We start from the raw sequence: 26821 nt of genomic DNA on the forward strand, positions 1-26821 counted from the left end.
TTCCTCAGCCGTGCACGCGCTCTACTTACTTCCGGCGCGGCGGATGTAGAGCAGTTTGTCCCCGGCTTCGAGGGCGTCGGACTCGGGTTCGCCGACCCGGATCAGCGCGCCGTTGCGAACCACACCGAGCACGATGTCGCTGAGATGGCGTGGCGAGCCACCCACTTCGCCCGGCTCCACCTCGCGTTCGGCGACGGCGAAGCCCTCCTCGGGGGTGAGCAGGTCCTCCATCATCTCCACGACCGTCGGCGTGGTGGTGGCGATGCCGAGCAGCCTGCCCGCGGTCTCCGAGGACACCACCACCGAGTCGGCGCCGGACTGGCGGACCAGGTGGGTGTTCTCCGCCTCGCGGATCGCCACGGAGATCTTGGCCGTCTTGTTCAGCTCGCGCGCGGTGAGCGTCACCAGCACGGCGGTGTCGTCGCGATTGGTGGCGACGACGACCGCGGACGCGCGCTGCACGCCGGTCAGCCGCAGCACATCGGATTTGGTGGCCGAGCCGTGCACGGTCACCAGACCGGCTGCCGCGGCGGCCTCGAGCGCGATGGGGTCGGTATCGACCACCACGATGTCGGACAACTTCACCCCGTCACCGACCATCGCATCGATCGCGGTCCGGCCCTTGGTGCCGTAACCGACGACGACGGTGTGATTACGCACGGTGTGCCTCCATCGCTGAATCTTGAATGCCTGCCGTGACCGTTCGGTCAGCACGCCGAGAGTGGTACCGACCAACACGATGAGGAAGAGAACGCGCAGTGGGGTGATGACGATGATGTTGACCAGGCGGGCCGACGGGGTCACCGGGGCGATGTCGCCGTAACCGGTGGTCGACAGTGACACCGTCGCGTAGTACATCGCGTCCAGGAACGACAGCTCGTCACCGGTGTTGTCGCTGTAGCCCGCGCGGCCGACGTACACCACCGTCGCGGCGGTGAACAGCAGCGCGATCGCGAACAACACGCGACGGGTGAGGGAAACCCACGGGCTCGACTGTGCCGCCGGGATACGCAACAGACCGACCAGGGCGTAGTCGGGACTGCTGCTCAACCCGACCGGGTTGCGCGTGTCACCGAACATGCCTGCTCCTGTATTTTTGGCGGCTGGCGCCGCTGGGTTTTCGGCCTGGGTACCTTGATCTTCCCTCCCTACGGGTACTCCTTCGTCGCACCCTTCGGTCAGTCCAGATCAAGGCGGCCGAAAACCGGCGGCTGCGCCGCCGAGTGACCGGCCTTGATTACCTCGAAACTTCCTTTGCTCGGGCCATCCATGTCGCGCTGACCGTGGTCAGGCGACCGGGAGACCCTCGGTCGGTCGGATCGAGGTGGCAGAGAACGGTGGCGTTCTCGGCCTGTGCCGTCGGAGGTCATCCGTCGGCGATCGCAACACTATCGGCTCAGGCGTTGTCTTGTGGATCGGTGTCTATGTTTTCGGGTGCGGCGTCGCGGATGAGGCGTTCGAGTTCGGCCGGGCCCGCCAGTCGGTTGGGGGCGATGGTGCGGCCGGAGCGGATGTAATGGAATGCGGCGCCGACGCGTTGGAGCATCCGGTCCTCGGTGTCGCCGGTGCGGGCGGCCATCAGGCGGGCCCAGGCGAGGCGGTAGACGGCGAGCTGCATGGCGACGGCGGGTTCGTCGGCGGGGCCGGGTTCGGCGCCGGTCTTCCAGTCGACCACGATCCAGCGGCCACCGGGTTCGGCGAAGACCGCGTCCATGCGGCCGCGAATCACGGTGCCCGCGATGCTGGTTTCGAACGGCACTTCCACGTCGACGGGGTTGCGGTGCGCCCAGGGTGAGCGACGGAAGGCGGCCTGCATGGCGGCGAGTTCCTGGTCGGCGCGGCCGAGTTCGCCGGTGCTGTCGGCGGCGCCGGGGAGTTCGTCGAGGCCGAGCAGCTGTTCGGTGCCGAACCAGGATTGCACCCACGCGTGAAAGGCGGTGCCGCGCCGGGCCATCGGGTTCGGGGGGTACGGCAGGGGGCGGCGCAGGCGGGCGGCGAGGCGGGCGGGGTCGGCGCGGAGTTCGACGAGGGCGGTGGCGGGGAGCTGGCCGGGGAGTTCCACCTGTTGTTCGGCGAGCTCGGCGGCGGTGAATTCGGCGAGGAGGGCGTCGACGTCGTTGGCCCATCCCTCCGGGTCGTCGTCCATACCTTCGATGTCGTCGGCGATTCGATCGTCGCCGCTCGCGTCGTCGGGATCCGTTGGCCCGCCGCGTAACCGGTCGAGTGCCTCGCGGACCAGCGCGGCGCCCTGTTCGATCGGGTCGCGGCGGTTGCCGAGGGGGTCGCGTGGCCACTGGGCGGTGGGTGGGTTGTCGGCGAAGGGGTTCACCGCGTCCGGTGGTGGTTTGTCGTCCCAGCGGGCGACGGTCGCGACGCCGTAGGCCGGGCTGTCGGGGTTCTCGTTCGCTTCCCTGAGTTCGAGCAGGAAGTCCGACGGGCCTTTCTGCTTGGTGCCGGTCTCGGGCCAGTAGTAGGCCGAAACCAGCAGTACCCGTTCGGTTCTGGTGAGGGCGACGTAGAACAGGCGGCGTTCTTCGTCGAGTCGACGGCTCTTGAGCGCGTTCTTGTGGTCGTCGAGCGCGTGTTCGAGTTCGGAACGGTCGCCGACGGAACTCAAGTCGAGGACGGGCACGCCCTCGGATGCGTCCGGTTGGGCGCGGTCGCCGCGCAGCGTGGTGGGGAGCTCGGTGAGTGCGCCGAGCCAGGTGCTCAGCGCGGTCGTCGACGGGAACACCGTGGAGCTCACGTGCGGGACCGCGACGACCTCCCATTCGAGGCCTTTCGCGGCGTGCACGGTGAGGACCTGCACACGGTCGCGAGCGACCTCCACTTCGCCTGGCTCCAAGCCGTTTTCGACCGATTCCGCCGCAGTGAAGAACGCGAGGAGGCCGCTCAGCGAGGCTCGGGAGTCGGCGGCGTATCCGGCTACCACCTCGGCGAAGGCGTCGAGGTGTTCGCGACCGGCACCGCCACCGGCGATCGCGCGCCTTGCCTGGGTCTCGACGCCGACGCCGATGGTGCGTTCGACGTCGGCGACGAGCTCGACCAGCGGCTGTCCGCTGCGCTCGCGCAGAGCCGCCAGCTCCTCGCTCAAGGCGACGATCCGCGCGAACCCGGCCTCCGAATACTGGTCCGGCGCACCGGGATCGGCGATGGCGTCGGCGAGTCCGGCCTTCTCGGTCGGTTCGGGTGCCACCTCGCGCAGCGCTGTCGCGAGGCCTGCCGCGTCGGTGATGGCGTCGGCGTTGCCCGACCCGCTGCCGATGGACAACATCCGCGCACGTTGCGCCAGCGCGGCCAGATCCGCCACCCCGATCCGCCACCGGGCGCCGGTGAGAATCCGGACCGCCGCGCTCCCGGTGCCGGGTTCGGCGATCAACCGCAGCGTCGCGACGATATCGGCGACCTCCGGTGTCGCCAGCAAGCCGCCGAGCCCGACGATCTCCACCGGCAACCCCTGCTCACGCAACGCCTCGGCCAGCGGCGCCGCATCGGCGTTCCGCCTGATCAACACGGCCGAAGTGGGCGGCGGCTCCTGATTCTCCCGTGCCGTCGCCCACTCCCGCGCGATCCGCTCGGCGATCCAGTCTCGTTCCTGCGCAATGGTTTCGGTGAGCGCGAACTCGACCACCCCGGCCTCTGCCGCCGGCTTCGCCCGCAGCGCGTCCACGGTCGCGCCACCGCCCGCCCTTGCCACCGCGCGCAATGGATCCGCTACGAGGTTCGCCAACGCCAGCGCCTCGGGTGGATTGCGCCAGCTGGTCAGCAGAGGCAGCACCGGCGCGGGAACCCCTGGCGCAGCGGGGAAATCGGTGGCGAATCTCGGCAGGTTGGCCGCCGAGGCACCGCGCCACCCGTAGATGGACTGCATCGGGTCACCCACCGCCGTCACCGCGAAAGCGCGCGCGGACATCGCGCATTCCTCAGTTGCACTGCGGTTTACATGCGCATCATCGGCTCGCGGTGCACTGTTGTGCAAGGTCGACCCGGCGGTCGCCGCAACCTTCGGCGACACCCTGTTCGGCTGCGGCTCCGTCCGCGCTGGTCCGTCGGTTGCGCGCCCGCCTGCACCACCACGACCACCGTCTGACGCACCGCTGCCATGTGTGCCGCCCGGCTCGCCGCGATCACTTCCACCGACACCGGGCGACCGCTCCGCCGTACCTATGCCCGCATGTCCGTCGTCACGAGACTGCGCCGAATCCTGGTCGTCCACCGCGAACAGGGAGTCGGCCTCATGGGCTCGGGCGGGCTGCGTTTCGCCTCGAATTCGCACCGGCTGCCTCGGTCGATCCTGTTGCACCGCTTCGGCATTGCCGAACAGTGCCGAGAGCAGTACCCGTTGGGCGTGCCCGGTGTCCTGGTATTCGTCGAGCAGGACCAGTTTGAAGCGCGCACGTTCGGCGGCGGCCACCTCGGGGTGGTCGACGGCGAGCTGCGCTGCCAGGGACATCTGTGAGCCGAAATCCAGTGCGCCACGCCGGTTCAGGGCGTCGGCGAGCTGGTGGACCAGCGGCAACAGGGCGACGCGCTCACGTTGCGCGTTCAGCACGCCGAGCAGCGCCTGGCTCGGCCCGCCGCGTTGACGGGGACCGGCGGGCAGCGTGTAGACGAGTTTTTCCAGCTCCGCGTGCGCCTCGGCCAACCGCTCGGGTTCCACCAGGTGTTCGGCGAGCTGCCCGGACAGGGCCAGGACCGCCTCGGTCACCGAGACCGGGGTGCGGTCGGTGTCGAGGTCGCCGTCCCATGACCGCACCACCTCGTGCGCGAGCTGCCACAGCTGGGTCTGGGTGAGCAGCGCCGCCGAGGGCTCCACCGGCAGCAGCAGCCCGTGCGCGGTGAGCAGCCTGCCCGCGTACGAGTGATAGGTGCTGATCTCCGGCTCTGCCCCGGCGACGATCGTACGCAAGGCACCGCTGGGGTCGATCTCGCGCAGCAGCGGCGCACCGGCCAACCGGGCCAGCCGCGTCCGGATACGAGAGGTCAACTGCTGTGCGGCTTTTCGGGTGAAGGTCAGGCCCAGTACCTCGTCGGGGGCGACCAGTTGGTTGGCGACCATCCACACCACCCGCGAAGCCATGGTCTCGGTTTTGCCCGCGCCCGCACCCGCGACGACCAACGTGGGCCCCGGCGGTGCGGCGATGACCGCCGACTGTTCCTCGGTCGGGGGCGGCAGGCCGAGCGCGTCGGCCAACCGCTGCGGGGTGACGCGCACGCCGCTCACTCGTCGGTCACCTGCCGTCCGGTGTCCTGCACCGGGCAACTGCCCGCGACCGGGCAGTGCCTGCACCCGTCGTTGCGCACCGCCAGGTAGCCGGGCCCGCGCGTGGCATCGGCCGCATCGTGGATGGTGGTGCGCCACTGGTCGAGTCCGGCATTGTCGAGGGGGCTCTGAGTGCGCTCCGTGGCACCGGTTTTCGTGCTCGGCTTGGCGACGTACACCAGTCGCGCACCGCCGGGTTCGACAGCGGACGCGGACTCGTCCTCGTCGAGCGCACCGTGCGCGGCCGCCACCTGGTAGGTCGCCAGCTGCGCGTGATCGGCGACGGACTTCGCGCTGACCGGTGTCTTCCCGGTCTTCACATCGACAATCACGAAGCGCCCCTGCGCATCTCGTTCGAGCCGATCGATCCGTCCCCGAATCCGCACGGCCCGTGCGCCTTCCGTGCGCGCGGGCAACACGCAGTCCACCGGCACCTCTACCCCGGCCTGCGTGAGTTCGCCCCGGGTGGTGCGCACCCAAGAGAGGAAGGTTTCGAGCATGGTCTCGGTACGGCGCAGTTCCGATCGCGAATGCCAACCGTCGGCCGGATCGACCGTTTTCCAGGCCTGGTCCAGCGCCGCCCGCACCTGCGCCTCGGGGACATCGCCCGCCAGCGCCTGCACGAGCGTGTGCACCAGGTTGCCCTTCACGGCGTGCGGGTTGTCGCCGTCGGTGCCGCCGTGCCGTTCCAGCGCCCACCGCAGCGGGCAGGTACGCAGCAGTTCGACCGTCGACGGTGAGAGCCCGATCGGCGAATCGTCGTCGTCCCAGAGTTCGCGCTGCGAGCTGAGTTCGGCGGTGCCGTACCAGTCGCCGGGGTCGGTGCCGGGCACGCCCGCGTCGGCCAGCCGGGCCAGCTGACGTGCGGCCCGGTCGCGACGCTCGGGGTCGGCCCCTGGATCACACACCACCCCGCGTAGTTCGGCGACCAGCGCGTGCATCACCAGCGCGCGCCCTGGATCGGCGACCGGCAGCGCGCCCGGTTCGCCGCTGTCGTCGTCGCCGACCAGTTCGGCGAGAAACCGCGACGGCACCAGATCCTGGTCTCCCGCAGCGGATTCGACGGCCGTCACCAGCAGCGATCGCCGGGCCCGACTGCACGCAACAAGCAGCAACCTGCGTTCCTCGGCCAGGATCGGCGCGGCCCGGCTCAAGGTCGCGCTCGGATCGACCCCGCCGACCAGATCGACGAGATCCTCGGTGTGCAACAGGGTGCCCCTGGATCGCGGATTCGGCCAGATGCCTTCCTGCACAGCGGCTACCGCCACAACCTCCCACTCCCGGCCCGCAGCGGCGTGTGCGCTGAGCAGGGTCACCGCGTCGCCTTCGGCGGTCAGTGGCCTGCCCTGCTGCGGAAGTTGCTGGTGCAGCAGGTATTCGACGAACCCGTCGATGCTCGCCTTGGGCAGCCGGTCGACGTAAGCCGCAGCGGCATCGAACAATTCGACGGCCGCGTCGAGATCCCGGTCGGCCTGCATCCCCGAGGCGCCACCGCGCCGCGACTGCTTGAACCAGCGCCGCTCCAGCCGCGAACTCGTCCACAATGTCCACAGCACGTCTTCGAGACCCTGTCCCCTGGCCTGGGTCTCCTTCGCCTTCGCGACGGCGCGCAGCACGCGACGTAACGGTGCCGCTTCGACTTCGGTGAGCCCGTCGAGCAGCCGCTGTTCGCCGATACCGACGATCAGGTCACGCAGCACCTCGGCAGACGACTGGTCGATGAGCGGCACCGTGGCAACCGCCGGTTCCGGCCGCACCGGTTCGACGATTGTTGTTGCGGCAGGAAGCTTCTCGGCATCGAGGAGGTCGATGTCGTCCGGGAGTCGCTCGGCGATGTCCCATTCCGGTTCGGGTTCCGGTCGTAGCGGATCCTCGAAGTCCGGTGGTGGCATCCAGTCATCGACCGGATCCGGTTCCGGCTCAGGCATTTCCGGCGGCGGCACGGCCTCGTCCCAGAGCAGGAACTGATCGGCACCGTCGACGAAAGGTTCGGCCAGCGCGCCGGTTCGCTCCAGATCGAGCACACTGCGCCGCACGCCGCGCCGCAACCGGCGCAACGCGATCTGATCGGCCCCACCGAGCGGCCCGGACAGCAGATCCATCGCATCGTCGGGCGAGAACATCGCATCGATCGCCCGCCGCGAACCCGGCCGCGACGAATCCCCCGCCAACAGCACCCGCAACGCGAGCACCATCCACGCCGCCCCCCGTCGCCGCGCCAACGGTTCGGCCACCGCGGGCCTGCGCACCGGCACCCCCGCCGCCAGCAGGGCCCGCCGCAACGGCGCCAACGACAACGGCACCGACCGCACGATCACCGCCATCGCCGACCACGCCACCCCATCGGTGAGATGTGCGCGCCGCAGATGATCAGCGATCAGCGCCGCCTCCTTCGCGGGAGTCGACAGCACCCGCACTCGCACGCTCGACTCGTCGACGGGCGGCACGTTCTCCGGCGGCACCCAGTCGTCCTCGGGCGGCACCCACTCGTCATCAGGCGGCACCCACTCGTCGCCGGGTGGCACCCACAGATCGGGTTCGCGCGGCGGTTCGCCCTCGGGCAGATATCCGCTCGCGTGCGGCCCACTCGGTTCGGCATCGTCGAACAGGCCGACATCTCCCGCGAAAACCGGACCCGGCTCCGCACCAACGGCTTCGGGCGGCTCGTTCTCGTGCCCGGGTAGTACCCGGTGCCGAGCGCTACCCGGCAATCTCGCCGCGATACGAGCGGTCGCCAATCGAATCGGCGCACCACTGCGATGGTTGTGGCGCAGGATGATTCGCCGTTGCGGTACGGTGTCGAGCTCGGTGAGAAAGTGCGAGTCCGCGCCACGGAAGGTGAATACCGCCTGGTCGGGGTCACCGGTGACGACCGTGCTCGCGCTGCCGCTGCCGATCGCGCGCACCAGCGTCGCGGCCTGTGGGTCGAGGTGCTGAGCGTCGTCGACGAGCAGGTAGCGGATCCGATCACGTTCGGCGGCAAGCAGATTCCGGTCACCCGCCAGGGCGTCGAGAGCCGCACCGACCAGTTCCGCGGCATCGAGGGCGGGCGCGGTGGCTTCCGGTGCGGCGACACCGACCGACCAGCGCAACATCGACGCCTGTTCATAGCGCTGGAAGAATCGCCCGGCCGCCACCCACGCGTCGTTGTCGTGTTCACGACCGAGCGCCATCAGGTCTTCCGGCCCGAGTCCGCGCTCGGTCGCGCGCAGCATCAGGTCGCGCAGTTGCTCGGCGAAGCCACCCAGGGCCAACGCCGGCTGCAACCGCGGCGGCCACAGTCCGGCGCCCGCTTCCATGTCTTCGAGATCGCCACGCAGCATCTCGCGTAGTACCGCGTCCTGCTCGGCGCCGGTGAGCAGGCGAGGGGGCGGGTTGCCGTGCAGATCGGCGTGGCGACGCAGCACCGAGAACGCATAGGAGTGCAGTGTTCGCACCATCGGCTCGCGGCTCGCGCCCGGAATCCCACCGGCGGCGGGCCCCAGCTGGTGGGTGATCGCATCGCGCAGCGCGGCGGCCGCATGCTTGGTGTGGGTGAGGACCAGCACCGACTCGGGGTCGGCACCATCGACGATCCGCGCGGTCACCAGGTCGACGAGCAGCGCGGTCTTACCCGTCCCCGGCCCGCCGAGCACCTGCCACGGCCGCCACCCCGGACGCGGCGGTGCGGGCTCGGCCTGCTCGGCGAAGAGCGCGCGAACGGACGCACCCCAGGCCCGCGGCCGGGGCGCCCGCGTTGTCCGGCGCACAAGTCGCACCGAGCTATCCGATCGCACCACATCGGCTATTGCAACAGACCAGTCCGACACACCCGCGCACCCCTGCCGGGGGGACACGCTGCGAGACCGTGCGCGACCGGCCAGAATGGCAGTCGTGTCCTCGCTACATGTGCAACGTTTCGGTCCCGCCGACGGCCCGGTCGTCCTCGCCCTGCACGGCCTCACCGGCCACGGCAACCGGTGGGAAACCCTCGCCACCGAGCACCTGCCCCAGGCCCGCGTGATCGCCCCCGACCTGCGCGGACACGGCCGCTCCACCTCGCTGCCGCCGTGGGATTTCGAGACGATCGTCGCCGATCTCGCGGCGTTGCTGCACGCCGAGACCGACGGCCCGGTCGTCGTGGTCGGCCACTCCTTCGGTGGCGCCACCGCGATCCATCTGGCACGAACCCATCCCGACCTCGTCCGCGCGCTCGTTCTGCTCGATCCGGCTATCGGCATCGATGCGAAGCTGATCGAACAGGTCGCCGCCGCCAATCTGACCTCCCCCGATTACACCGACCTGGCCGAAGCCCGCTCCGACAAGCAGGTCAGTGCGTGGGGACCCGACGAGGTCGACTCCGAGATCCTGGAACGGGAGCTGGCCGAGCACCTGGTGCCCACCGAAGGCGGACGGGTCGGCTGGCGCATCTTCCAGCCCGCGATCACCTCCTACTGGGGTCAGCTGGCACGCCCGTTCGTACTGCCGCCCGCCGACCTGCCGACCGTCCTGGTCCGCGCCGCCAAAGTGCAGCCGCCCTACGTCACCGAGGAGTTCCTGGCTGCCCTCACCGACCACCTCGATCACCTCACCGTCGAGGTCTGGGACTGCGACCACATGGTCGCCCAGGCCCGCCCCGCCGAGACGGCCGCGCTGATCGCCGCGGTCCTGTAGCCCGATGGCCGTCACGACCGAGGAACAGGTGGAGAAGGTCCGCGAACTCGTCGCCGCGATTCCGCCGGGCCGGGTGTCGACCTACGGCGATATCGCCGCCGCGGCCGGGCTGTCCTCGCCTCGCACGGTCGGCTGGATCATGCGCACCGACACCGCCGATCTCCCCTGGCACCGCGTCATCGGCGCGTCCGGTCGCCCCGCCGCGCACCTGGCGGCTCGTCAGCTCCGGCTGCTCGGCGAGGAAGGTGTGCCGATCGTCGACGGCCGGGTCGACCTTCGGGCGGCCAGGCTCTGACCTCGCCGCAAGTCTCGACAGCCGCCGTTCGATCGATGAACCGGATGCGCCGCCGATGCGCATCGAACGCGGTGCTGTCGGGAACCTCGTCGAGCGCGGTGCGGGTGGCGAATCGGATTCGCGCGCCACGTATTCCGGCGGGGACCGAGGCCGATACCCGACAAGGATGCGATGCGCGATTGGCCAGTCCTGTTTCGGCTGTGGCGGCCTTCGAGTTGCGCCGGGTTCGCAACCGCCCGCGCCGTCGGCCGAGTTGCGCACGGTCGCAACGCACGACAGTTCGCCCGCGCGGGCGCTCCAGTATCGGTGAAGAGGCCTACTAGCATGGCGTTCGTGCCGCGTACCCGATCCAGGATCAGCCGATGACCGCCGCCGATGCCATTGTGCTCGCGGGTGGGCGAGCCAGTCGGATGGGCGGGGTCGACAAACCGGCGATCGTGATCGGTGGGCGGTCGATGCTCGACGCCGCGCTGGCTTCGGTGCGCGAGTGCGCCGAGGTCGTCGTGGTGGGGCCGCAGCGCCCCGAACTCGATGCCCGGTTCGGGCAGGTTCGTGAGGTCCCGCCGGGTTCGGGCCCGGTCGCCGCGATCGGCACCGGCCTCGCCGCACTCACCTCCACCGCGCCCTTCGTGGTCGTGCTCGCGGCCGACATGCCTTTCCTCACCGACGACACCGTGCGTCAATTGCTCTCCCGCGCAGCTGAATCCACCGCCGACGCTGTCTTCGCGATCGACGATTCCGGCCGCCCCCAGTATCTCGTCGGAGTGTGGCGGCGCAGTGCGCTGGTGGCAGCATTGGCCGGACTGGATTCATTGGTGAATCAGCCGATGAAGGCCATCGTGCCCACCGAAACCACCCTGGTCGAGCTACCGGACATCGCCGACTGCGACACCGAGGAAGAAGTCCGCCGCGCCCGCGAATCCCTGGCCACCGACCGCGCGTCGGCCCGCCTCGACCTCGACGAAGCGCGCGCACGCCTCGGCTCCGGTCTCACTCCCCTGGTCGCCTACGAGGCCGCGCTGAGCGAAGTCCCCGGCGCCGCACTAGCCGCACCGATCACAGCCGCGGGCCCGCTCCCGCGCTTCGACGTCTCCGCCATGGACGGTTACGCCGTCAGCGGTGACGGCCCATGGCAGCTGCGTCGCGACGTCGGATTCGCCGGCGGCGCGAGGCCCGAAGGTCTGCGCCCCGGCGAAGCGGTGCGCATCGCCACCGGCGCCCACCTCCCAGACGGCACCACCTCGGTCCTGCGCGACGAGTTCGCCACCCTCACCGCCGACGAACTCACTCGCCTGCCCGACACCCCGATCCGCGGCGATGTCCGAAAGAGCGGCGAGGACAGGAACATCGGCGATCTGGTAGCCCCTGCGGGCACCCGAGTCACCGCTGCCCTCCGCTCAGCCGCCGCGTCGGTCGAGGTCACCACCGGCACAGTGCGCGGCCCGGTCCGCGCGCGAATTGTCATGACCGGCGACGAAATTCGCAGCACCGGCCCCCTCCAAACCGGCCAGACCCGCGACTCGATCGGCCCCGTCCTCCCAGATCTGCTGGCAGGCTGCGGCGTTCGCGTCATCGACCGAGTCCACCTGCGCGACACCGCCCACAGCTTCGACGACATGCTCACCGACACCGCCGATTTCGACCTCCTCGTCGTGGTCGGCGCCACCGGCGGCGGCGCGGCCGACCAACTCCGCACCGCCCTGGCCCGAGCCGAGGCCCGCACCCTCGTCCCCCGACTCGCCCTGCGCCCCGGCGGTTCCACCATCGTCGCCGAACTCCCCACCGGCCCAACAGTTCTGGGCCTACCCGGCAACCCCTTCGCCGCCATCGCCGTCCTACTGGCCCTCACCCCCACCATCGTCGCCGCCCGCACCGCCTCCCCCCTCCCCCGAAAAATCCTCGGCCCCCTCCACAACGCCGCCGAAATCACCGCCCCCGCCCCCCGCATCACCCCCGCCCGCCACACCCCCACCGGCGGCTGGCTCGGCGACCCCACAGTCCGCACCGCCCACCTGGCCGGCCTCATCGACCGAGACGGCCTGGTAATAGTCCCCCCGAACGCCCCCAACGGATCAACCGTCGAATTCCTCCCGCTCCCCTGTTAGATAAACTAAGATGACATCTCAGTAAGATTCACTCTTAGTTACGAAATCCCACTGCCGAGCGCGCCGACTTCATCGAGGCCGCGAGCCGCATCGGCTCCCCCGGCGCCGATCTGCTCCGCGGACTATCGGCAACCGACTGGAACCAAGCGCTGCGGGCGCTCGCGGTCGCCACACCGGACGACCGCCCGACGGTCGCCGTCATCGATGAGGTGCCCTGGCTCGTCGAGCAGGACGGCGAGTTCGAAGGCGCGTTGCAGACGGTGTGGGATCGCGATCTGTCCGGCAAGCCCGTCTTGTTGATTCTGGTCGGTAGCGATATCTCGGTCATGGAAGCGCTGGGCGCCTGCGACCGCCCCTTCTTCGGCCGTGCGACCAAGATGACGATCGACCCACTCGACGTCGCCGATGTGCAGGCGATGACCGGTCTCGACGCGGCCGCGGCCATCGACGCCCGCCTCATCACCGGCGGATTCCCCCAGATCCTCACCGCGTGGCGACCCGGCATGGACCGGCTGGATTTCCTGCGCGAATCCACCACCGACCCGCTGTCGCCTTTGTTGGTGGCCGGCGAACTGTCCCTACTCGGCGAATTCCCCGAAGGCACGCGTTCACGCGCTGTCCTGCAAGCGATCGGCAGTGGCGAACGAACATTCGGCACCATTGCCGCCCAAGCGGGCTCACAGGGTGACCTCGCGGCCGGAACCCTCAATCCCCTTCTGAAAACTTTGCAGGACAAGCGAATTGTGGCCGCGGATCGCCCACTTTCCACCGTCGCCGACACCAAGAACAAGCGCTACCGAATCACCGACTCCTACTTACGATTCTGGCTGGCGTTCCTCGAACGTGGCATACCTCTCGTAGAACGCGGCCGCGGCGATATTGCCCTGTCACGCATCGAGCGATCCTGGACGTCTTGGCGAGGCCGCGCCGTAGAACCTCTTATCCGCGCTTCCTTGCTCCGCCTTCTTCCCGACGAAAATTGGCCCGATACAGAGGAAATCGGTGGTTGGTGGAATCGTGCCAATAATCCGGAAGTAGATCTGATCGGCGCCGACAGGTCTCCCGTCGCGAAGTCCATCCAGTTCGTCGGCTCGATCAAATGGCTCGACGATCACCCCTTCGATCGACACGACTACGACGCCCTCAGCCGTTGTCTGCTCGCCGTCCCGGGCACCGATCCGAATACCCCCTTGGTCGCGGTTTCCCGCGCCGGAACAACCACCGATGCCCCGGTCTCAGCCTGGTGGGGACCTGAGGAATTGGTCGCCGCCTGGCGACGTTGACAATTGTTTTTCGAGCGCTCGAGAACAGAATTGACACGCCGCATTCACGCTGGTCGAGACCCTATTTCTGGTGCAGGTCTACCGCTGGGGCGTAATGGTGCTTATTGTTGGTCGGGTCAGGCGTGGGACGCCCCGCACGCGAGGTGGATTGCGTCGGACAGTGCGTTGAAAGGCTTTATCCTTTATCCCTCGGAAAGGACCGTGTGGAGATGGCTGACAAGTCTCGGAAAGCGCCGAAGAAGATGCCCAAGCAGATGCCGCGCCAGCAGCAGGAGCAGCGGCAGGAGCAGGGGCAGCAGGACTCGCAAGGCATGACGCGAGCAGGCCAGGACGATCGGCGGGATCAGCAGCGCCGCCCCGGCCATCACTGAATTACGTGTGTCGACGAGCCGCCGGTATTCGTACCGGCGGCTCGTCCACGTCAGGCCCCGACGCTCTGTAGCGCGGCTGCCGAGGATTCGGCCCGCCCACGCCGCGCCGTCGACGGATCGGGAACGGGCACCGCGTCGAGCAGGCGGCGGGTGTACTCCTGAGCCGGTGCGGCGAATACCGCGCGCACCTCGCCGGTTTCGACGATCCGGCCCTGCCGCAGCACCACAACCCGGTCGGCGACCTGGTGCACCACGGCCAGATCGTGACTGATGAACAGACTGGCGAAGCCGTATTCGGCGCGCAGGTCGGCGAACAGGTCGAGCACCTGGGCCTGCACGGACACATCGAGCGCACTGGTCGGCTCGTCGGCCACCAGCAGTCGCGGTGCCAAGGCCAGCGCACGAGCCAGCGCCACCCGCTGACGCTGCCCGCCGGACAGCTCTCCCGGCCTGCGCTGCGCGTAATCCCTTGGCAGCCGCACCGATTCGAGCAGGTTCGCGACCTTGGCCCGCAACAGCGTGCCCGACGCGGCCCGATGCACCTGTAGCGGTTCGCTGATCGCGTCGGCGATGGTGCGCCGTGGATCGAGTGAAGCGCTCACGTCCTGATGCACGAGCGCGACGTGCTTGCGCAGTCCACGCAGCTCGCGTCGCGATATCCCCGCCAGCGCAACACCCTGCAGCTCGACACGTCCCGCGGTCGCGGGCACGAGTCCGAGTGCGGTGCGGCCGAGCGTGCTCTTGCCCGAGCCTGATTCACCGACGATCCCGAGGACTTCGCGCGGACCGAGGGTGAGCGAGATATCGCGCAGCGCGGGGAACGCCGCACCGCCATGTCGTCCCGGATACACCACCGAAAGATCATCGATCCGCAGCACATCGACGTAGCCGGATTCCTCTCGCGCGCCACCCTTTTCGACGACGACGACCGGCTCACGCCCGACTGCGACAGGTTCACGATCTCCGCCTCGCGACGACACCGCGGGCAACCGCGGCACCGCCGTGAGCAGCGTGCGGGTGTATTCCGCCGCGGGTTCGGCGAACAACCCGAACACCGCCTGTTCTTCGACCACCCGGCCTTCGCGCATCACCACGACCCGGTCCGCGATCTCCGCGACCACCCCGAGGTTGTGGGTGATGAACAGGATCGCCGTGCCACGCTGACGTTGCAGGGAGCGCAGCAGGTCGAGGATCTCGGCCTGCACGGTGACGTCGAGGGCGGTGGTCGGTTCGTCGGCGATGAGCAGGTCGGGTTCGCCGGACAGTGCCAGCGCGATCACCACCCGCTGCTTCTGCCCGCCGGAGAGTTGGTGCGGATACCAGTCCAGGCGCTTCTCCGGCTCCGGAATATCCACGGCGGCAAGCAGTTCCACCGCACGCGCCCGAGCTGCGTTCTTGTCGGTCACGCCGTGTGCGCGCAGGGCCTGGGCGATCTGGGTGCCGATCTTCTGCACCGGGTTCAGCGCGGTCTGTGGCTCCTGAAAGACCATGGCCGCCTTGGTTCCGCGCAGATCCCGCAGCACGGATTCCTCGGCACCGACGACCTGCGTACCCGCGAGCCGGATCGATCCAGCCGCCCGCGCGGTTTCCGGCAGCAGCCCGAGCACCGATCGTGCGGTGAGCGATTTCCCCGACCCTGATTCACCGACCAGAGCGACGACTTCGCCCCGGTGCACCCGCAAGCTCACCCCGTCGACGACGGACTTCTCCCCGAATCGCACTGTCAATTCGTCGATGTCGAGCACGGGATCGTTCTGTGTACTCATGCCAGTCTCCTTGCCCGGCCCAAAGCCTGGGCGATCAACAGGAATCCGAGGGTCAACGCCGCCACCACCACCAGCGGCCCGATCGCCATCCACGGGTTGGCATCGAGGTTGCTGATCGAGGCTGCGATCAGCCCACCCAGCGATGGTTGCGGCGGGAGCACGCCGATCCCGATGAAGCTCATCGCGCCTTCGATGATCACCGCCATCGACAGCGACAGCGCGAACTGCACAGCCAGCGGTTCGAGCACGTTGGGCAGCACATGCTTTCGCAGTGTCCACCAGGTGTCGGCCCCGATCACTTCCGAGGCTTCCACGAACGGTTGTTCGCGCACGGCCAGCACGGCGGTACGGATCTGACGTCCGAAGATCGGGATCTCGGCGGCGATGATCACGATGACCACCGCGTGCCACCCGGGCCCGGTGATCGCGGCGAGTGCGATTCCGAAGATCAGGGTCGGGAACGCCAGGATCAGGTCGAAGAGCCGTTGTACGGTCACGTCCGCGACCGGGTGCACGGTGGCGGCCAGCCCGACGAGCGCGCCGATCACCGCACCCACCGGCACCGCGAGGAACGCGATCAACAGGTCGATGCGGATGCCTGCCAGCACGCGCGCGGCGACGTCGCGGTTGAGGTGGTCGGTTCCGAGCCAGTGTTGCGCGCTCGGGCCCACCAGATTCGCGCCGGGGACCTGGGTGAGCGGGTCGTACGAGCTGAGCACCGTCGCGAACAGGCCGGCCAGCGTTACCACCACAATGAGCAGCGCGCCAACCAGCCCCTGCCCACCCCGCAGTGCACGTAGCGGCGAATCACGCACGGCCACGGATGTTTCGGTATCCGTCATGCCCGTCCTCCGATGCGGATCCGCGGGTCGAGCCACGCGTGAGCGATGTCGGTGATCAGCTGGATCACCACGAACACTGTCACCGACAACAGCAGCAGCACCTGGACCAGCGGGTAGTCGCGTCGGCCGATCCCCTGCTCGATGAGCAGACCGATCCCGGGCCACACGAACGTCGCCTCCACCAGCAGCGCGCCGCCGAGCAGGTGCCCGGTCTGCAAGCCGAGCACGGTGAGCATGGTCGGCAACGCGTTGCGCAGCGCACCACGGGTGACGATCTCGCGATGGGAGATGCCGAGCGAACGCGCCGTCAGCACATACTGTTTCGCGAGTTCGGTTCGCAACGCCTCGGTGAGGAAGCGGGTGAGCGCGGCCGACATCGGCAGAGCAAGGCAGATCGCGGGCAGCAGCAGGTACTGCACCGCGATGTCGGGGCGCGCGATGAATCCGTCCGGCGGCACGCCACCGGCGGGCAGCACCGGAATCACCACCGCGAACACCAGCACCAGCAGCGGCCCGACCACGAAGGTCGGCAAGGCGGTCGCAACCGTATTCGCGCCCGAGACAACGATGTTCAACCAGCGGCTGGGCCACAGCACCGATGCCACCGATACCGCCAGACTCACCAGCACGGCCAGCAACATCGCGGTCACGGTGAGCACCAGGGTGTTGGTGAGCCCGCGCCCGACCAGGTCGGTGATCTCGCCGCCGATGATGTAGGAGCGGCCGAGGTCGAGGGTGAACAGGTCGCCGAGCCAGTGCAGATACTGCACCGGGATCGACCGGTCGAGACCGAGCTGGTGGCGGATCACCTCGATGGACTGCGGTGTCGCGTCGTTGCCCGCCAGCGTCGTGGCGGGGTCGCCGGGGACAAGGCGCAGCACCAGGAAGATCAGCACCGACGCGCCGAACAGCACCAGCAGGGCCGAAGGCAGACGGTGCAGCAGATAGCGCGTCATGACAGGAAGGTGTCGGTGAGTACGGGTTCGCGCCGCTTGGTCCAGGCGAAATCGTGCACCTTGTCGACGGTGGTGTACTGCTGGAAACGCACGCCGATCTCGATCAGGAACAGACCGTCGAGGAGCTGGTCGGTGACGGCCTGGTACGCACGCACCGCCTCGGGTCCGGTGCCTTGCGGCAGCCGCCAAGCGGTGTCGGCGGCAGCGGTGTAGGCGGTCGATTCGTAGCGCGAGGCGTTGCGGCGGGCGTTGAACGGGTAGGCGCTCACGGTCAGTGTCGACGGGACGAACTGCGCCCAGGAGTGGTCGGTGACCCACAGCCCACGGAACTGCTGGCCGGTGAGCTGTTTGACGAAGGTGGCGGCGTCGACCGGGTCGAGTTCGACCTCGATGCCCGCGTCCGCGAGGTTGGCCTGCACGATCTGGGCGACCTCGCCGAAGCCGGGAGCGAAGGTCAGCGGCAGCTTCGGCGGCTTGGCGACCTGGCCGAGCAGCTGCTTCGCCTTGGCGATGTCACGGGTGTATTTGGTGTTGCGGGATTCGTCGAAGGCAGGCGAGGTCTTCGGCCACGGTACGTTCAGCGGGTACCCCGCGCCGCGGTACACCTCGTCGATGATGCGTTCACGGTCGAGGGAGTAGGCGATCGCCTGCCGGACCCGCACGTCGGCCAGCGAGGGCTCGGTGACGTTGACGCCGACATAGGATTGCAGCTCGGCTCCGTCGAGATTGTGCACGGTGAAACCACCACTCTTGCCGAGGTTTTCGGCATCGCGGAAGGTGAGCTCGCGCGCCGCGGCGATCTGTCCGGACTTCAACGCGTTGAGCAGTGCGTTCGTGTCCGGGATGATCGAGACCTCGACCCGGTCCAGGTAGGGGCGCTCAGGGACCCAGTAGTTCGGGTTCTTCTCGAAGATCAACTGTGAATTCGGGACGCGCTGAACATATTTGAACGGTCCTGTGCCGATGTAGGTGTCGCCGGTGCCGAGCTTGTCGGCGGTTTCGCTGTCCAGGATCGGGACGGTGTCGAGCAGGTCGTAGATGTTGTTCAGCGGGTGGGCCAGCTGCAGCACGATCCGCGTCGGGGAGACGATGTCGAACCCGGTGACCGCGGCCGCCGTACTCCGCAGCTGCGCCGACCATTTGGCGTCGGCGTAGGTGCGCAGCGAGAACTCCACGTCCTTGGCGGTGAAGAGGCGGCCGGAATGGAACTTCACGTCGTCGCGCAGGTCGAGGCTCAGTGATCGGCCGTCGGCGGCGAGCTGCCACGACTTCGCCAGCAGCGGTTGCGGTTCCAGGCTGTCGTTGGGGTAGCGGATCAGCGACTCGTAGACCAGGCCGATCACGACCGGGGTCGCGGCGGTGTTGGTGAGCAGGTTCGCCGGGACCAGATCCTCGCGGATGCCGACCTTCAGTGTGCCGCCGCGCACCGGTGTCGCGTCGTCGCCGCCCGCCTTCTGTTCCGAGACCGCCGAGGTGCAGGCGGCCAGCGCCGCACCGCCGAAGATGGCCGCCGCGGCGATACCGCTGGTGCGCAGGAAGTTACGACGGTCGAAGCCGCCTGGGGTAGAGCTCATCGTGAAGATCCTCGAGGACGCATCGGCCCGCACTGGGCCGAGGAGGGTGCACAGCACCGCAGGAAGGGGAACACATCGGGCGCAGGAGTTCGTCAGCCGCGCAGGACGCGACACGAACAGCAGCGGGGCTGATTCGTGAGCATGGCAGTGACGCTAACAAGTTGCGGCGCACCGGTCACCGATTCGACGCACCGTGCACTTAACCCTGGTGACCAGCGAATATGTCGTCTTTACTGCGGGAATGCCTGTTCCACCCCATGCTCGCGGTTACGAATCCTTCGGCGGCTCGGCCGCTCGCACGTCAGCGGGTTCGACCCCAGATTGGACCTATCCGCCCACCGCGCCCGCCGGTGCGCCCAATATCGTCGTCGTGCTCGTCGACGACATGGGTTACAGCGATATCGGCCCGTTCGGTTCGGAGATCGAGACCCCGACCCTGGATCGCCTCGCGGCTCAGGGCGTTCGACTGTCGAACTACCACACGACACCGCTGTGCTCGCCCTCGCGCGCGGCACTGCTGACCGGAATCAATTCCCACCGTGCGGGTTTCGGCTTCGTCGCCAATGCCGATCCAGGCTATCCCGGCCTGCGCCTCGAGCTGGCCGACGATGTGCTCACACTCCCGGAGATCCTGCGCGACAACGGATATGCCACCTATGCGGTGGGAAAATGGCATCTGGTGCGCGATGCCACGATGAACCCGTCGGCGCATCGGGACTCCTGGCCGACGCAGCGTGGATTCGACCGCTACTACGGGTCTTTGGAGGGGCTGAACTCCTTCTACTACCCCAATCAGCTGGTGTCGGACAGCTCGGTGGTCGATGTCGAGGAATACCCCGAGGGCTACTACCTCACCGACGATCTCACCGACAAGGCGCTGTCCTACATCAAGGACCTGCGCGCGCACGACGCGGAGAAGCCGTTCTTCCTGTACTTCGCGCACGTCGCGATGCACGGGCCGTTGCAGGCCAAGGCCGAGGACCAGGCCAAGTATCGCGGTCGTTACGCCGAGGGCTGGGACGAACTGCGCAGGCGACGCTTCGCCGAGCAGCTGGCCCAGGGGTTGTTCCCGCCGGGGACCGAGCAGAAGCCGCGCAATACCGAGCCGGGTTACGAAGCGGCGGAATGGGATTCGCTGTCAGCCGACGAACAGCGGCGCTACGCCAAGTACATGGAGGTGTACGCGGGCATGGTCGACAGCATCGACCAGAGCCTGGGCCGCATCGTCGATCTGCTCGAGGACCTCGGCGAACTCGACAACACCATCATCGTGTTCACCTCCGACAACGGCGGCACCGCCGAGGGCGGACCGGAGGGCACCCGCACCTATTTCGCCGAGTTCCCGCACGTCGACGATCCCGACTGGGTGAGTGATGTGCCGCACGACGAGGACCTGATCGGCACCGCGAAGCTGGGCGTGCACTACCCGCGCGGTTGGGGCCAGGCCTCCAACACGCCGTTCCGGTTCTACAAGGGGCAGACCTTCGCCGGTGGTGTCCGGGTGCCGCTGGTCGTGTCGTGGCCGAAGGGGTTGCCGCGCACCGAGTCCGACGCCGGTATCCGGCACGAATACGCCTACGTCACCGATCTCGCGCCCACATTGCTCGAGCTCGCGGGGCTGGCACGCCCGACCGTGCGTAATGGTCTGCCCGCCAAGGACTTCGACGGTGTCTCGGCGGCCCATCTGCTGCGCGATCCTGCCGCGCCGACCCTGCACACCGAGCAGTACTCGGAGATGACGGGCCACCGCGGCTTCTACCGTGACGGCTGGAAACTGCTGTCACTGCACGAAGACGGCGAAGACCTCGACGCACCGAACTGGCAGCTGTTCGACGTGCGCGCCGATCCCACAGAGCTCCACGACCTTTCGGCGCAATACCCGGAAAAGGCCGCCGAGCTCGCCGCCGCCTGGGACGAATCGGCCTGGGCCAATACCGTTTTCCCGCTGCTCACTCGCGCCGACCTGTTCCGCCGCCGCCCGGAGGAAGCGCGCTTCGCCGCCCCTGTCCGGCTGCTACCCGGCACCCCGACCTTGGAGCGTTACCGCTCCCAACGACTCATCGCCTACCGCGACTTCACCATCACCGCTGACCTCACCGGCACCCGGCCATCCCCCGACACCGGTCGGGTGGCGCCGTCACCGCTCACCGCGGCCCCAGTTGCCGCGGAAGGGACCGGCCACGCGGATGGACGCGGCTATCAACTCGGCGACCAAGGCGTGCTCGTAGCCCACGGTGATCCGCTCGGCGGATACCTGCTCTACATCGAAGACGGCGAACTGGTGCTCGGCGTGAACAGTTACGGCCGATACGCCTCGGTGGGAGTGCCGCTGCCGATCGGAACGCGGGAGGTCACGGTGCGCGCTGTGGTCCGTCCACACCTGCGCTGGGACTTCACCGTCGAAGTCGACGGCACCGCGCTGGCCGAACTCACCGACCAGGTGCAGCTCGTCGGCATGGCGCCGTGGACCGGGATCTCGGTGGGCATCGACGCGCGCGGGCCGGTCTCGTGGGACCTGCGCGAGCGCCGCGGGCCGTTCCGCTACACGGGTGCGTTGCGGGCGATCACCTACACGCCCGGCCCGATCCAGGTTCCGCAGCGCACGATCGACGCTGTGGAACGGGAGGCCGAGTACGCGGCGGAGTAACGGACGACGAGGTGGCCGCCATCGACCGGCGTAATCACGCAAACGCACGACTTTCGGTCAGAAAACTGATTGAAAACACGCGAATTGCGCGATTACGCCGGTTGTCACGCAACTCGCGCACATCGTCTCGTCTCGCGAACAGTGTGTGCTCAGCACAGCCCCCGGCACGGCGCCACGACCAGGTCGGATACCGTTTACCGGCCGGATCTACCACGCAGACAGGACCCACCCCGATGGACGACAGTTCCCTGACCTGGGACGACGGTGCGCTCGTCACCATCGACCAGCGCGGACTGCCGCACGAGGTGCGGGAACTGCGGCTGCGCTCCGTCGAAGAGATCATCGACGCGATCACCAGCCTCGCCATCCGCGGCGCCCCGGCCATCGGGATCGCGGGTGCGTTCGGCGTGGTCATCGCGACCAGGGCACACACGCTCGGAGTCAGCGGCGGCATCGTCGCCGACCAGCTCGACAGTGCGGGCGGAACTGGTGGCGTGGTCGATGTGGCCGCAGTGCAGGCGGAGGCTGATCGGATCGCCGCGGCACGGCCGACGGCGGTCAACCTGGCGTGGGCGGTCGATCGGGTTCGTGGCCGGATCGCCGAGGGTGCCGACGCGGTGCTGGCCGAGACCCTGGACATGCTCGCCGAGGACGGCCGAGTCAACCTCGCCGCCGCCACCCACGCCGCCGACCTGGTGCAACGGCTGTGCGGCGACCGCCCGCTGCGCCTGCTCACCCATTGCAACACCGGCCGCCTCGCCACCAGCGCGGTCGGCACCGCGATCGGCGCGATCCGGGTACTGCACGATCGCGGTGCCGTCGCGGACGTGCTGGTCGACGAGACCCGCCCGCTGTTGCAGGGCGCCCGACTCACCGCATGGGAACTGGCCGAGGCAGGCATCCCGCACCGGCTCACCATCGATTCCGCCGCCGCCTGGGCGATGGCGACCGGTCAGGTGGACGCGGTTCTGGTCGGCGCGGACCGGATCACCGCCAACGGCGACGTCGCCAACAAGATCGGCACCTTCGCTCTCGCACTGGCCGCCCGCCACCACGGCATCCCGTTCGTCGTGGTCGCCCCGGAATCGACCCGCGACACCACGATGGCGTCCGGCGCCGAGATCGTGGTCGAACAGCGGGCCGGCGTCGAGGTCACCGGATTCGGCGGAGTCGATACCGCTCCTCTCGGCACCGCGGTGTTCAACCCGGCCTTCGACGTGACTCCCACCGATCTGGTCACCGCAGTCGTCACGGAAAACGGTGTGGTCTACCGCAATTCGGATGCTTTCAATGCGCAGGGCAGGGCGAATTCCGACACCGCGTACACCGAAAATACTCCCGGGCCCCTCGCTCAGGATCGTGCCGAACAAGGTCTGGCTATCGCCGCGACCGCACGCCAGCTCTATGAGCGGGGGTGGATGCCGGGCACGGCGGGCAATATCTCGGTGCGGATCGCGTCGACCGAACCCGCGCAGGACGACGATGCGCTGATCACCGCCAGCGGTTTGTCCAAAGGCGAACTGAGCGAACACGATACGGTCCTCGTCGCGATCGCCGACACCGTCGCGCGACCGGGCCAGAGCCGGAAACCGTCCGCGGAGACCAGCATTCACACCGCCGTCTACCGCACACGACCCGCCCGCGCCGTCGTCCACGTGCACTCCCCCTTCGCCACCGCCCTGGCCACCACCGCCGCGCAACCCGGCGATGCCGTCACCACATTGCCCAGCAGCGCCCCGACCACGAACGCCGCACAGCCCGGGGATCATGTATCTACATTGCCCAGCAGCGCCCCGACCACGAACGCCGCACAGCCCGGGGGTCATGTAGTTACATTGCCCAGCAGCGCCCCGACCACGAACGCCGCACAGCCCGGGGGTCATGTAGTTACATTGCCCATCACCGGTTTCGAGCTGCTGAAAGGCTTCGGCCTGCCCGACCCGTCGACGGTGGCGGTCCCGGTGTTCCCGAACTGGCCGGAGGTCCGGCGCATCGGCACCGACATCGAGACCTACCTGCGCGAAAACCCTGATGCCCCACCGATTCTGTTCATTACCGGCCACGGCATCACCACCTGGGGTGACACTCTGGCCCAGGCGCGTGACCGTGCCGAATGCCTGGAAGCCCTGTGCGAGTTGATCGCCCGCACCGGTCGTACCGACGCCACGTCTCTCGAGATCGGACCGACATGACCCTGCTGCAAGTGATGGCCGCGGACAACGCCGCCGACGTGCGCGTGCGCACCACCGACCCCACCGAGATCGGCGCCGAGCTGGCGAAACACGGCATCGCCTACTCCCACTGGGACACCCTGGCCGACGCGACCACCACCGACTCCGACACCCTGCTCGCCCACTACGGCCCGCAGATCGCCGAACTCAACGCCTCGGGCCGCTACGAGCACATCGATGTCGCGCGCATCCACCCCGACGCCGACAACCCGGAGTGGCCCACCATCGCCGCAGGCGCCCGCGCGAAGTTCCTCGATGAGCACCGCCACGCCGAGGACGAGGTCCGCTTCTTCGCGGCCGGTCGCGGCTGCTTCTACCTGCACGTCGACGACGCCGTCCTCGCCACCGTCTGCGAAGCGGGCGATCTGCTCTCGGTCCCCGCGGGCACCCTGCACTGGTTCGACATGGGCGCCACCCCCGACTTCATCGCCATCCGCTTCTTCGAGGAGGCCGACGGCTGGGTCGGCGACTTCACCGGCGACAAGATCAGCGCCGGTTTCCCCACCCTCGACGAACTGCTCGCATGACCCGCGCGATCGTCCTCGACATCGAGGGCACCACCAGCCCCACCGACTCGGTCCGCACCGATCTCTACGGCTACACCGAAAAACACCTGCCACAGTGGTTGGCCGACAATGCCTCCGGTGCAGCGGAATCCGTGATCGCAACAACCCGCGAACTGGCCGGTGAGCCGACCGCCGAGACGCCCAGGATCGCTGAAATCCTCACGGGCTGGCTACATTCCGATGTGAAGGCCGAACCCCTCAAGGCGGCTCAGGGCGCGATCTGTGCCCAGGGTTTCCGCGCGGGCGAACTCCACGGCCGCTTCTTCGACGACGTGGTCCCCGCCATGAATGCCTGGCATGCCGCAGGCTTTCACCTCTACATCTATTCCTCGGGATCCGAACGCAACCAACGAGATTGGTTCACCTACGCCACCCCCGGCAACCTCTCGCCCCTCATCACCGACCACTTCGACCTGGTCACCGCGGGCCCCAAACGCGACACCGAGTCCTACGACGTCATCGCCGACCGCATCGCCACCGCACCGGAACAAATCCTGTTCCTCTCCGACCACCCCGACGAACTCGACGCCGCGACAGCCGCGGGCTGGCAGGCGATCGGTGTCCACCGCCCCGGCGAACCCCATCCCCCACGCCCGCCCCACCGCTGGGTGAGCTCGTTCACCGAAGTAGATCCATAGAAACGTCGAGGTCCCGATCCGACCGGACCGGGACCTCGACGAATGAACGATCAGGAGCTGACGGACACCTTGTCACGATCGGGCTCGTAGGTCTCCCAGAACGTGGCGTTGGGGATATCGAGCTCCTTCGGGTCGAAGACCGGGTCCTTGCCCGCCTTCTTCTGCCGCTCGAAATCACGCAACGCCTTGAACGCCGGCTGCTGGATGATCAGGATGCCGACGATGTTGAGCCAGGCCATCAGCCCGACACCGATGTCGCCCAGCGCCCACGCGTCGGTCGCAGTCGACACCGCGCCTGCCGCGACCGACACCAGGATCAGCGCCTGCAGGACCAGCGTGGTGTTGCTGCCGATGGTGCCGCGGAGGAACGGAACCGGCGTGGCGGCCTTGTCACCGAGCAGGAACCGAACGTTCGTATCCGCCATGTAGTAGTAGGCGATGATCGTGGTCAGGCAGAAGAACGCCAGCGAGATCGCGACGAACGTGGAGCCGAAACCACCCCAGAGGGTGTCAACCGCGGTCTGCGCGTAAGCGGGGCCAACGGCGATGTCCGATGGCAATGCGCCGTCGTCGTGCAGGACGGCGCCGTCGGCCGACTCACCTTCGAAGACGCGGTAGGCGCCGGTCGACAGGATCAGGAAGCCGGTCGCGGTGCAGACGAACAGGGTGTCGATGTACACGGCGAACGCCTGCACGAGACCCTGCTTGGCCGGGTGGGAGACCTCAGCGGCGGCGGCCGAGTGCGGGCCGGTGCCCTGGCCTGCCTCGTTGGAGTAGACGCCGCGCTTGACGCCCCACATCACCGCGGAGCCGACGATCGCGCCGAACGCGGAGTCGAGGCCGAGCGCGCTGCGGAAGATCAGCGACAGGATCTCGGGGATCTGGTCGGCGTTGACGAAGACGATGATCAGCGAGATCAGGATGTAGCCGATCGCCATGAACGGCACGACCACCGTCGCGAACGCGGCGATGCGCTTGACGCCGCCGATGATCACGAACGCGAGCACGATCACCGTGCCGACCGCCAGCGCCCACTCCGAGATGCCCCACGCCTGATGCATGGCCGCGGTCATCGAGTTGGCCTGCACGCTCGGCATCAGCAGGCCACAGGCCAGCACGGTCACCGCGGCGAAGAGCACGCCGTACACCTTGAACAGTGGTGCGGCCTTGGTGTGGGCCATCGCTGTGCTGAAGTAGTACGCGGGGCCGCCGCGGTACTCACCGGTGAGCTTGTCGCGGGTCTTGTAGATCTGGCCGAGGGTGCACTCGACGTAGGAGGTGGAGGCGCCGAGGAACGCGACGACCCACATCCAGAACAGCGCGCCGGGGCCACCGAAGGCGATCGCGGTCGCGACGCCGGCGATATTGCCGGTTCCGATGCGCCCGGACAGCGACATCGCCAGCGCCTGGAACGAGGAGACACCCGATGCGGATTTCTCGCCCTTCACCAGCAGTCGGATCATCTCCGGGATCTCCCGGATCTGCACGAACCTGGTCCGGATCGAGAAGTACAAACCTGCGGCCAGACACAGGTAGATCAGCGAGTCACTCCAGATGTACTCGTTGATCGTGGCCAAGAACTCGGACACTTGATTATGCTCCCTAACGATGTCGCGGTCGGGAGACATGAT

The 26821-nt window shown here is 68.3% G+C and carries 17 protein-coding genes and 1 pseudogene; 9 read left to right on the forward strand and 9 right to left on the reverse strand.

The annotated features are described in order from the left end of the window. Nucleotides 1–21 precede the first annotated feature (21 nt). The 3 genes from ACFWUP_RS21430 to ACFWUP_RS21440 all read right to left on the reverse strand — a co-directional run bounded on the left by ACFWUP_RS21430 (nucleotide 22) and on the right by ACFWUP_RS21440 (nucleotide 9012). Nucleotides 22–1080 (reverse strand): potassium channel family protein, encoded by a 1059-nt coding sequence (locus ACFWUP_RS21430; protein WP_379236882.1) that lies wholly within the window; start codon nucleotides 1078–1080, stop codon nucleotides 22–24. A 316-nt stretch (nucleotides 1081–1396) separates the two neighbouring features. Beyond that, the gene (locus ACFWUP_RS21435) at nucleotides 1397–5224 is read right to left on the reverse strand and encodes an ATP-dependent helicase (protein WP_379236884.1); all 3828 of its coding nucleotides are present in this window, start codon (nucleotides 5222–5224) and stop codon (nucleotides 1397–1399) included. Next, nucleotides 5221–9012 (reverse strand): ATP-dependent helicase, encoded by a 3792-nt coding sequence (locus ACFWUP_RS21440; protein WP_379236986.1) that lies wholly within the window; start codon nucleotides 9010–9012, stop codon nucleotides 5221–5223. The genes ACFWUP_RS21435 and ACFWUP_RS21440 overlap by 4 nt, the downstream gene beginning before the upstream one ends. A gap of 115 nt (nucleotides 9013–9127) precedes the next feature. On the opposite strand from ACFWUP_RS21440, the gene ACFWUP_RS21445 reads away from it, so the two are divergent. The 5 genes from ACFWUP_RS21445 to ACFWUP_RS21465 all read left to right on the forward strand — a co-directional run bounded on the left by ACFWUP_RS21445 (nucleotide 9128) and on the right by ACFWUP_RS21465 (nucleotide 13970). Further along, nucleotides 9128–9916 carry an alpha/beta fold hydrolase gene (locus tag ACFWUP_RS21445; RefSeq protein WP_379236886.1) on the forward strand — a complete coding sequence of 263 codons (789 nt, stop codon included), beginning with the start codon at nucleotides 9128–9130 and terminating at the stop codon, nucleotides 9914–9916. Between the two features lie 4 nt (nucleotides 9917–9920). Beyond that, the gene (locus tag ACFWUP_RS21450) at nucleotides 9921–10211 is read left to right on the forward strand and encodes an MGMT family protein (RefSeq protein ID WP_379236888.1); all 291 of its coding nucleotides are present in this window, start codon (nucleotides 9921–9923) and stop codon (nucleotides 10209–10211) included. Between the two features lie 362 nt (nucleotides 10212–10573). After that, nucleotides 10574–12316 (forward strand): NTP transferase domain-containing protein, encoded by a 1743-nt coding sequence (locus ACFWUP_RS21455; RefSeq protein WP_379236890.1) that lies wholly within the window; start codon nucleotides 10574–10576, stop codon nucleotides 12314–12316. A gap of 209 nt (nucleotides 12317–12525) precedes the next feature. Further along, on the forward strand, nucleotides 12526–13599 hold the full coding sequence (locus ACFWUP_RS21460) for an ATP-binding protein (protein ID WP_379236892.1): 1074 nt from the start codon (nucleotides 12526–12528) through the stop codon (nucleotides 13597–13599). A gap of 209 nt (nucleotides 13600–13808) precedes the next feature. Further along, nucleotides 13809–13970, forward strand: coding sequence for a hypothetical protein (locus ACFWUP_RS21465; protein WP_379236894.1), 162 nt, complete (start codon nucleotides 13809–13811; stop codon nucleotides 13968–13970). Nucleotides 13971–14020: 50 nt separating this feature from the next. Here the strand turns inward: ACFWUP_RS21465 and ACFWUP_RS21470 are convergent, their stop codons facing one another. The 5 genes and pseudogenes from ACFWUP_RS21470 to ACFWUP_RS21490 form a co-directional block, all read right to left on the reverse strand. Continuing rightward, nucleotides 14021–14968, reverse strand: coding sequence for an ABC transporter ATP-binding protein (locus ACFWUP_RS21470; protein WP_379236988.1), 948 nt, complete (start codon nucleotides 14966–14968; stop codon nucleotides 14021–14023). Next, nucleotides 14963–15736: pseudogene (locus ACFWUP_RS21475) on the reverse strand (ATP-binding cassette domain-containing protein); the annotation flags it as partial. The pseudogene ACFWUP_RS21475 and the gene ACFWUP_RS21470, both read right to left, overlap by 6 nt. Continuing rightward, nucleotides 15733–16578 carry an ABC transporter permease gene (locus tag ACFWUP_RS21480; protein WP_379236896.1) on the reverse strand — a complete coding sequence of 282 codons (846 nt, stop codon included), beginning with the start codon at nucleotides 16576–16578 and terminating at the stop codon, nucleotides 15733–15735. The gene ACFWUP_RS21480 and the pseudogene ACFWUP_RS21475, both read right to left, overlap by 4 nt. After that, nucleotides 16575–17534, reverse strand: a complete 960-nt coding sequence (locus ACFWUP_RS21485) for an ABC transporter permease (protein ID WP_379236898.1) — start codon at nucleotides 17532–17534, stop codon at nucleotides 16575–16577. The genes ACFWUP_RS21480 and ACFWUP_RS21485 overlap by 4 nt, the downstream gene beginning before the upstream one ends. Further along, nucleotides 17531–19108, reverse strand: a complete 1578-nt coding sequence (locus tag ACFWUP_RS21490) for an ABC transporter substrate-binding protein (RefSeq protein WP_379236900.1) — start codon at nucleotides 19106–19108, stop codon at nucleotides 17531–17533. The genes ACFWUP_RS21485 and ACFWUP_RS21490 overlap by 4 nt, the downstream gene beginning before the upstream one ends. A 241-nt stretch (nucleotides 19109–19349) precedes the next feature. On the opposite strand from ACFWUP_RS21490, the gene ACFWUP_RS21495 reads away from it, so the two are divergent. From ACFWUP_RS21495 to mtnC, 4 genes are all read left to right on the forward strand, one after another. Next, the gene (locus tag ACFWUP_RS21495; protein WP_379236902.1) at nucleotides 19350–21755 is read left to right on the forward strand and encodes an arylsulfatase; all 2406 of its coding nucleotides are present in this window, start codon (nucleotides 19350–19352) and stop codon (nucleotides 21753–21755) included. Between the two features lie 233 nt (nucleotides 21756–21988). After that, nucleotides 21989–23947 (forward strand): S-methyl-5-thioribose-1-phosphate isomerase, encoded by a 1959-nt coding sequence (gene mtnA / locus ACFWUP_RS21500; protein ID WP_379236904.1) that lies wholly within the window; start codon nucleotides 21989–21991, stop codon nucleotides 23945–23947. After that, nucleotides 23944–24513, forward strand: coding sequence for an acireductone dioxygenase (locus ACFWUP_RS21505; RefSeq protein WP_379236906.1), 570 nt, complete (start codon nucleotides 23944–23946; stop codon nucleotides 24511–24513). Before mtnA ends, ACFWUP_RS21505 begins: the two co-directional genes overlap by 4 nt. Then, on the forward strand, nucleotides 24510–25190 hold the full coding sequence (gene mtnC / locus ACFWUP_RS21510) for an acireductone synthase (protein WP_379236908.1): 681 nt from the start codon (nucleotides 24510–24512) through the stop codon (nucleotides 25188–25190). The genes ACFWUP_RS21505 and mtnC overlap by 4 nt, the downstream gene beginning before the upstream one ends. A gap of 50 nt (nucleotides 25191–25240) precedes the next feature. Here mtnC and ACFWUP_RS21515 read toward each other — a convergent pair whose 3' ends face one another. Further along, a complete protein-coding gene (locus ACFWUP_RS21515) occupies nucleotides 25241–26779 on the reverse strand; it encodes an alanine/glycine:cation symporter family protein (RefSeq protein ID WP_379236910.1) in 1539 nt (512 codons plus the stop codon). Nucleotides 26780–26821: the final 42 nt, after the last annotated feature.

The sequence above is a fragment of the Nocardia sp. NPDC058658 genome, assembly GCF_042716665.1.
Classification (GTDB): domain Bacteria; phylum Actinomycetota; class Actinomycetes; order Mycobacteriales; family Mycobacteriaceae; genus Nocardia.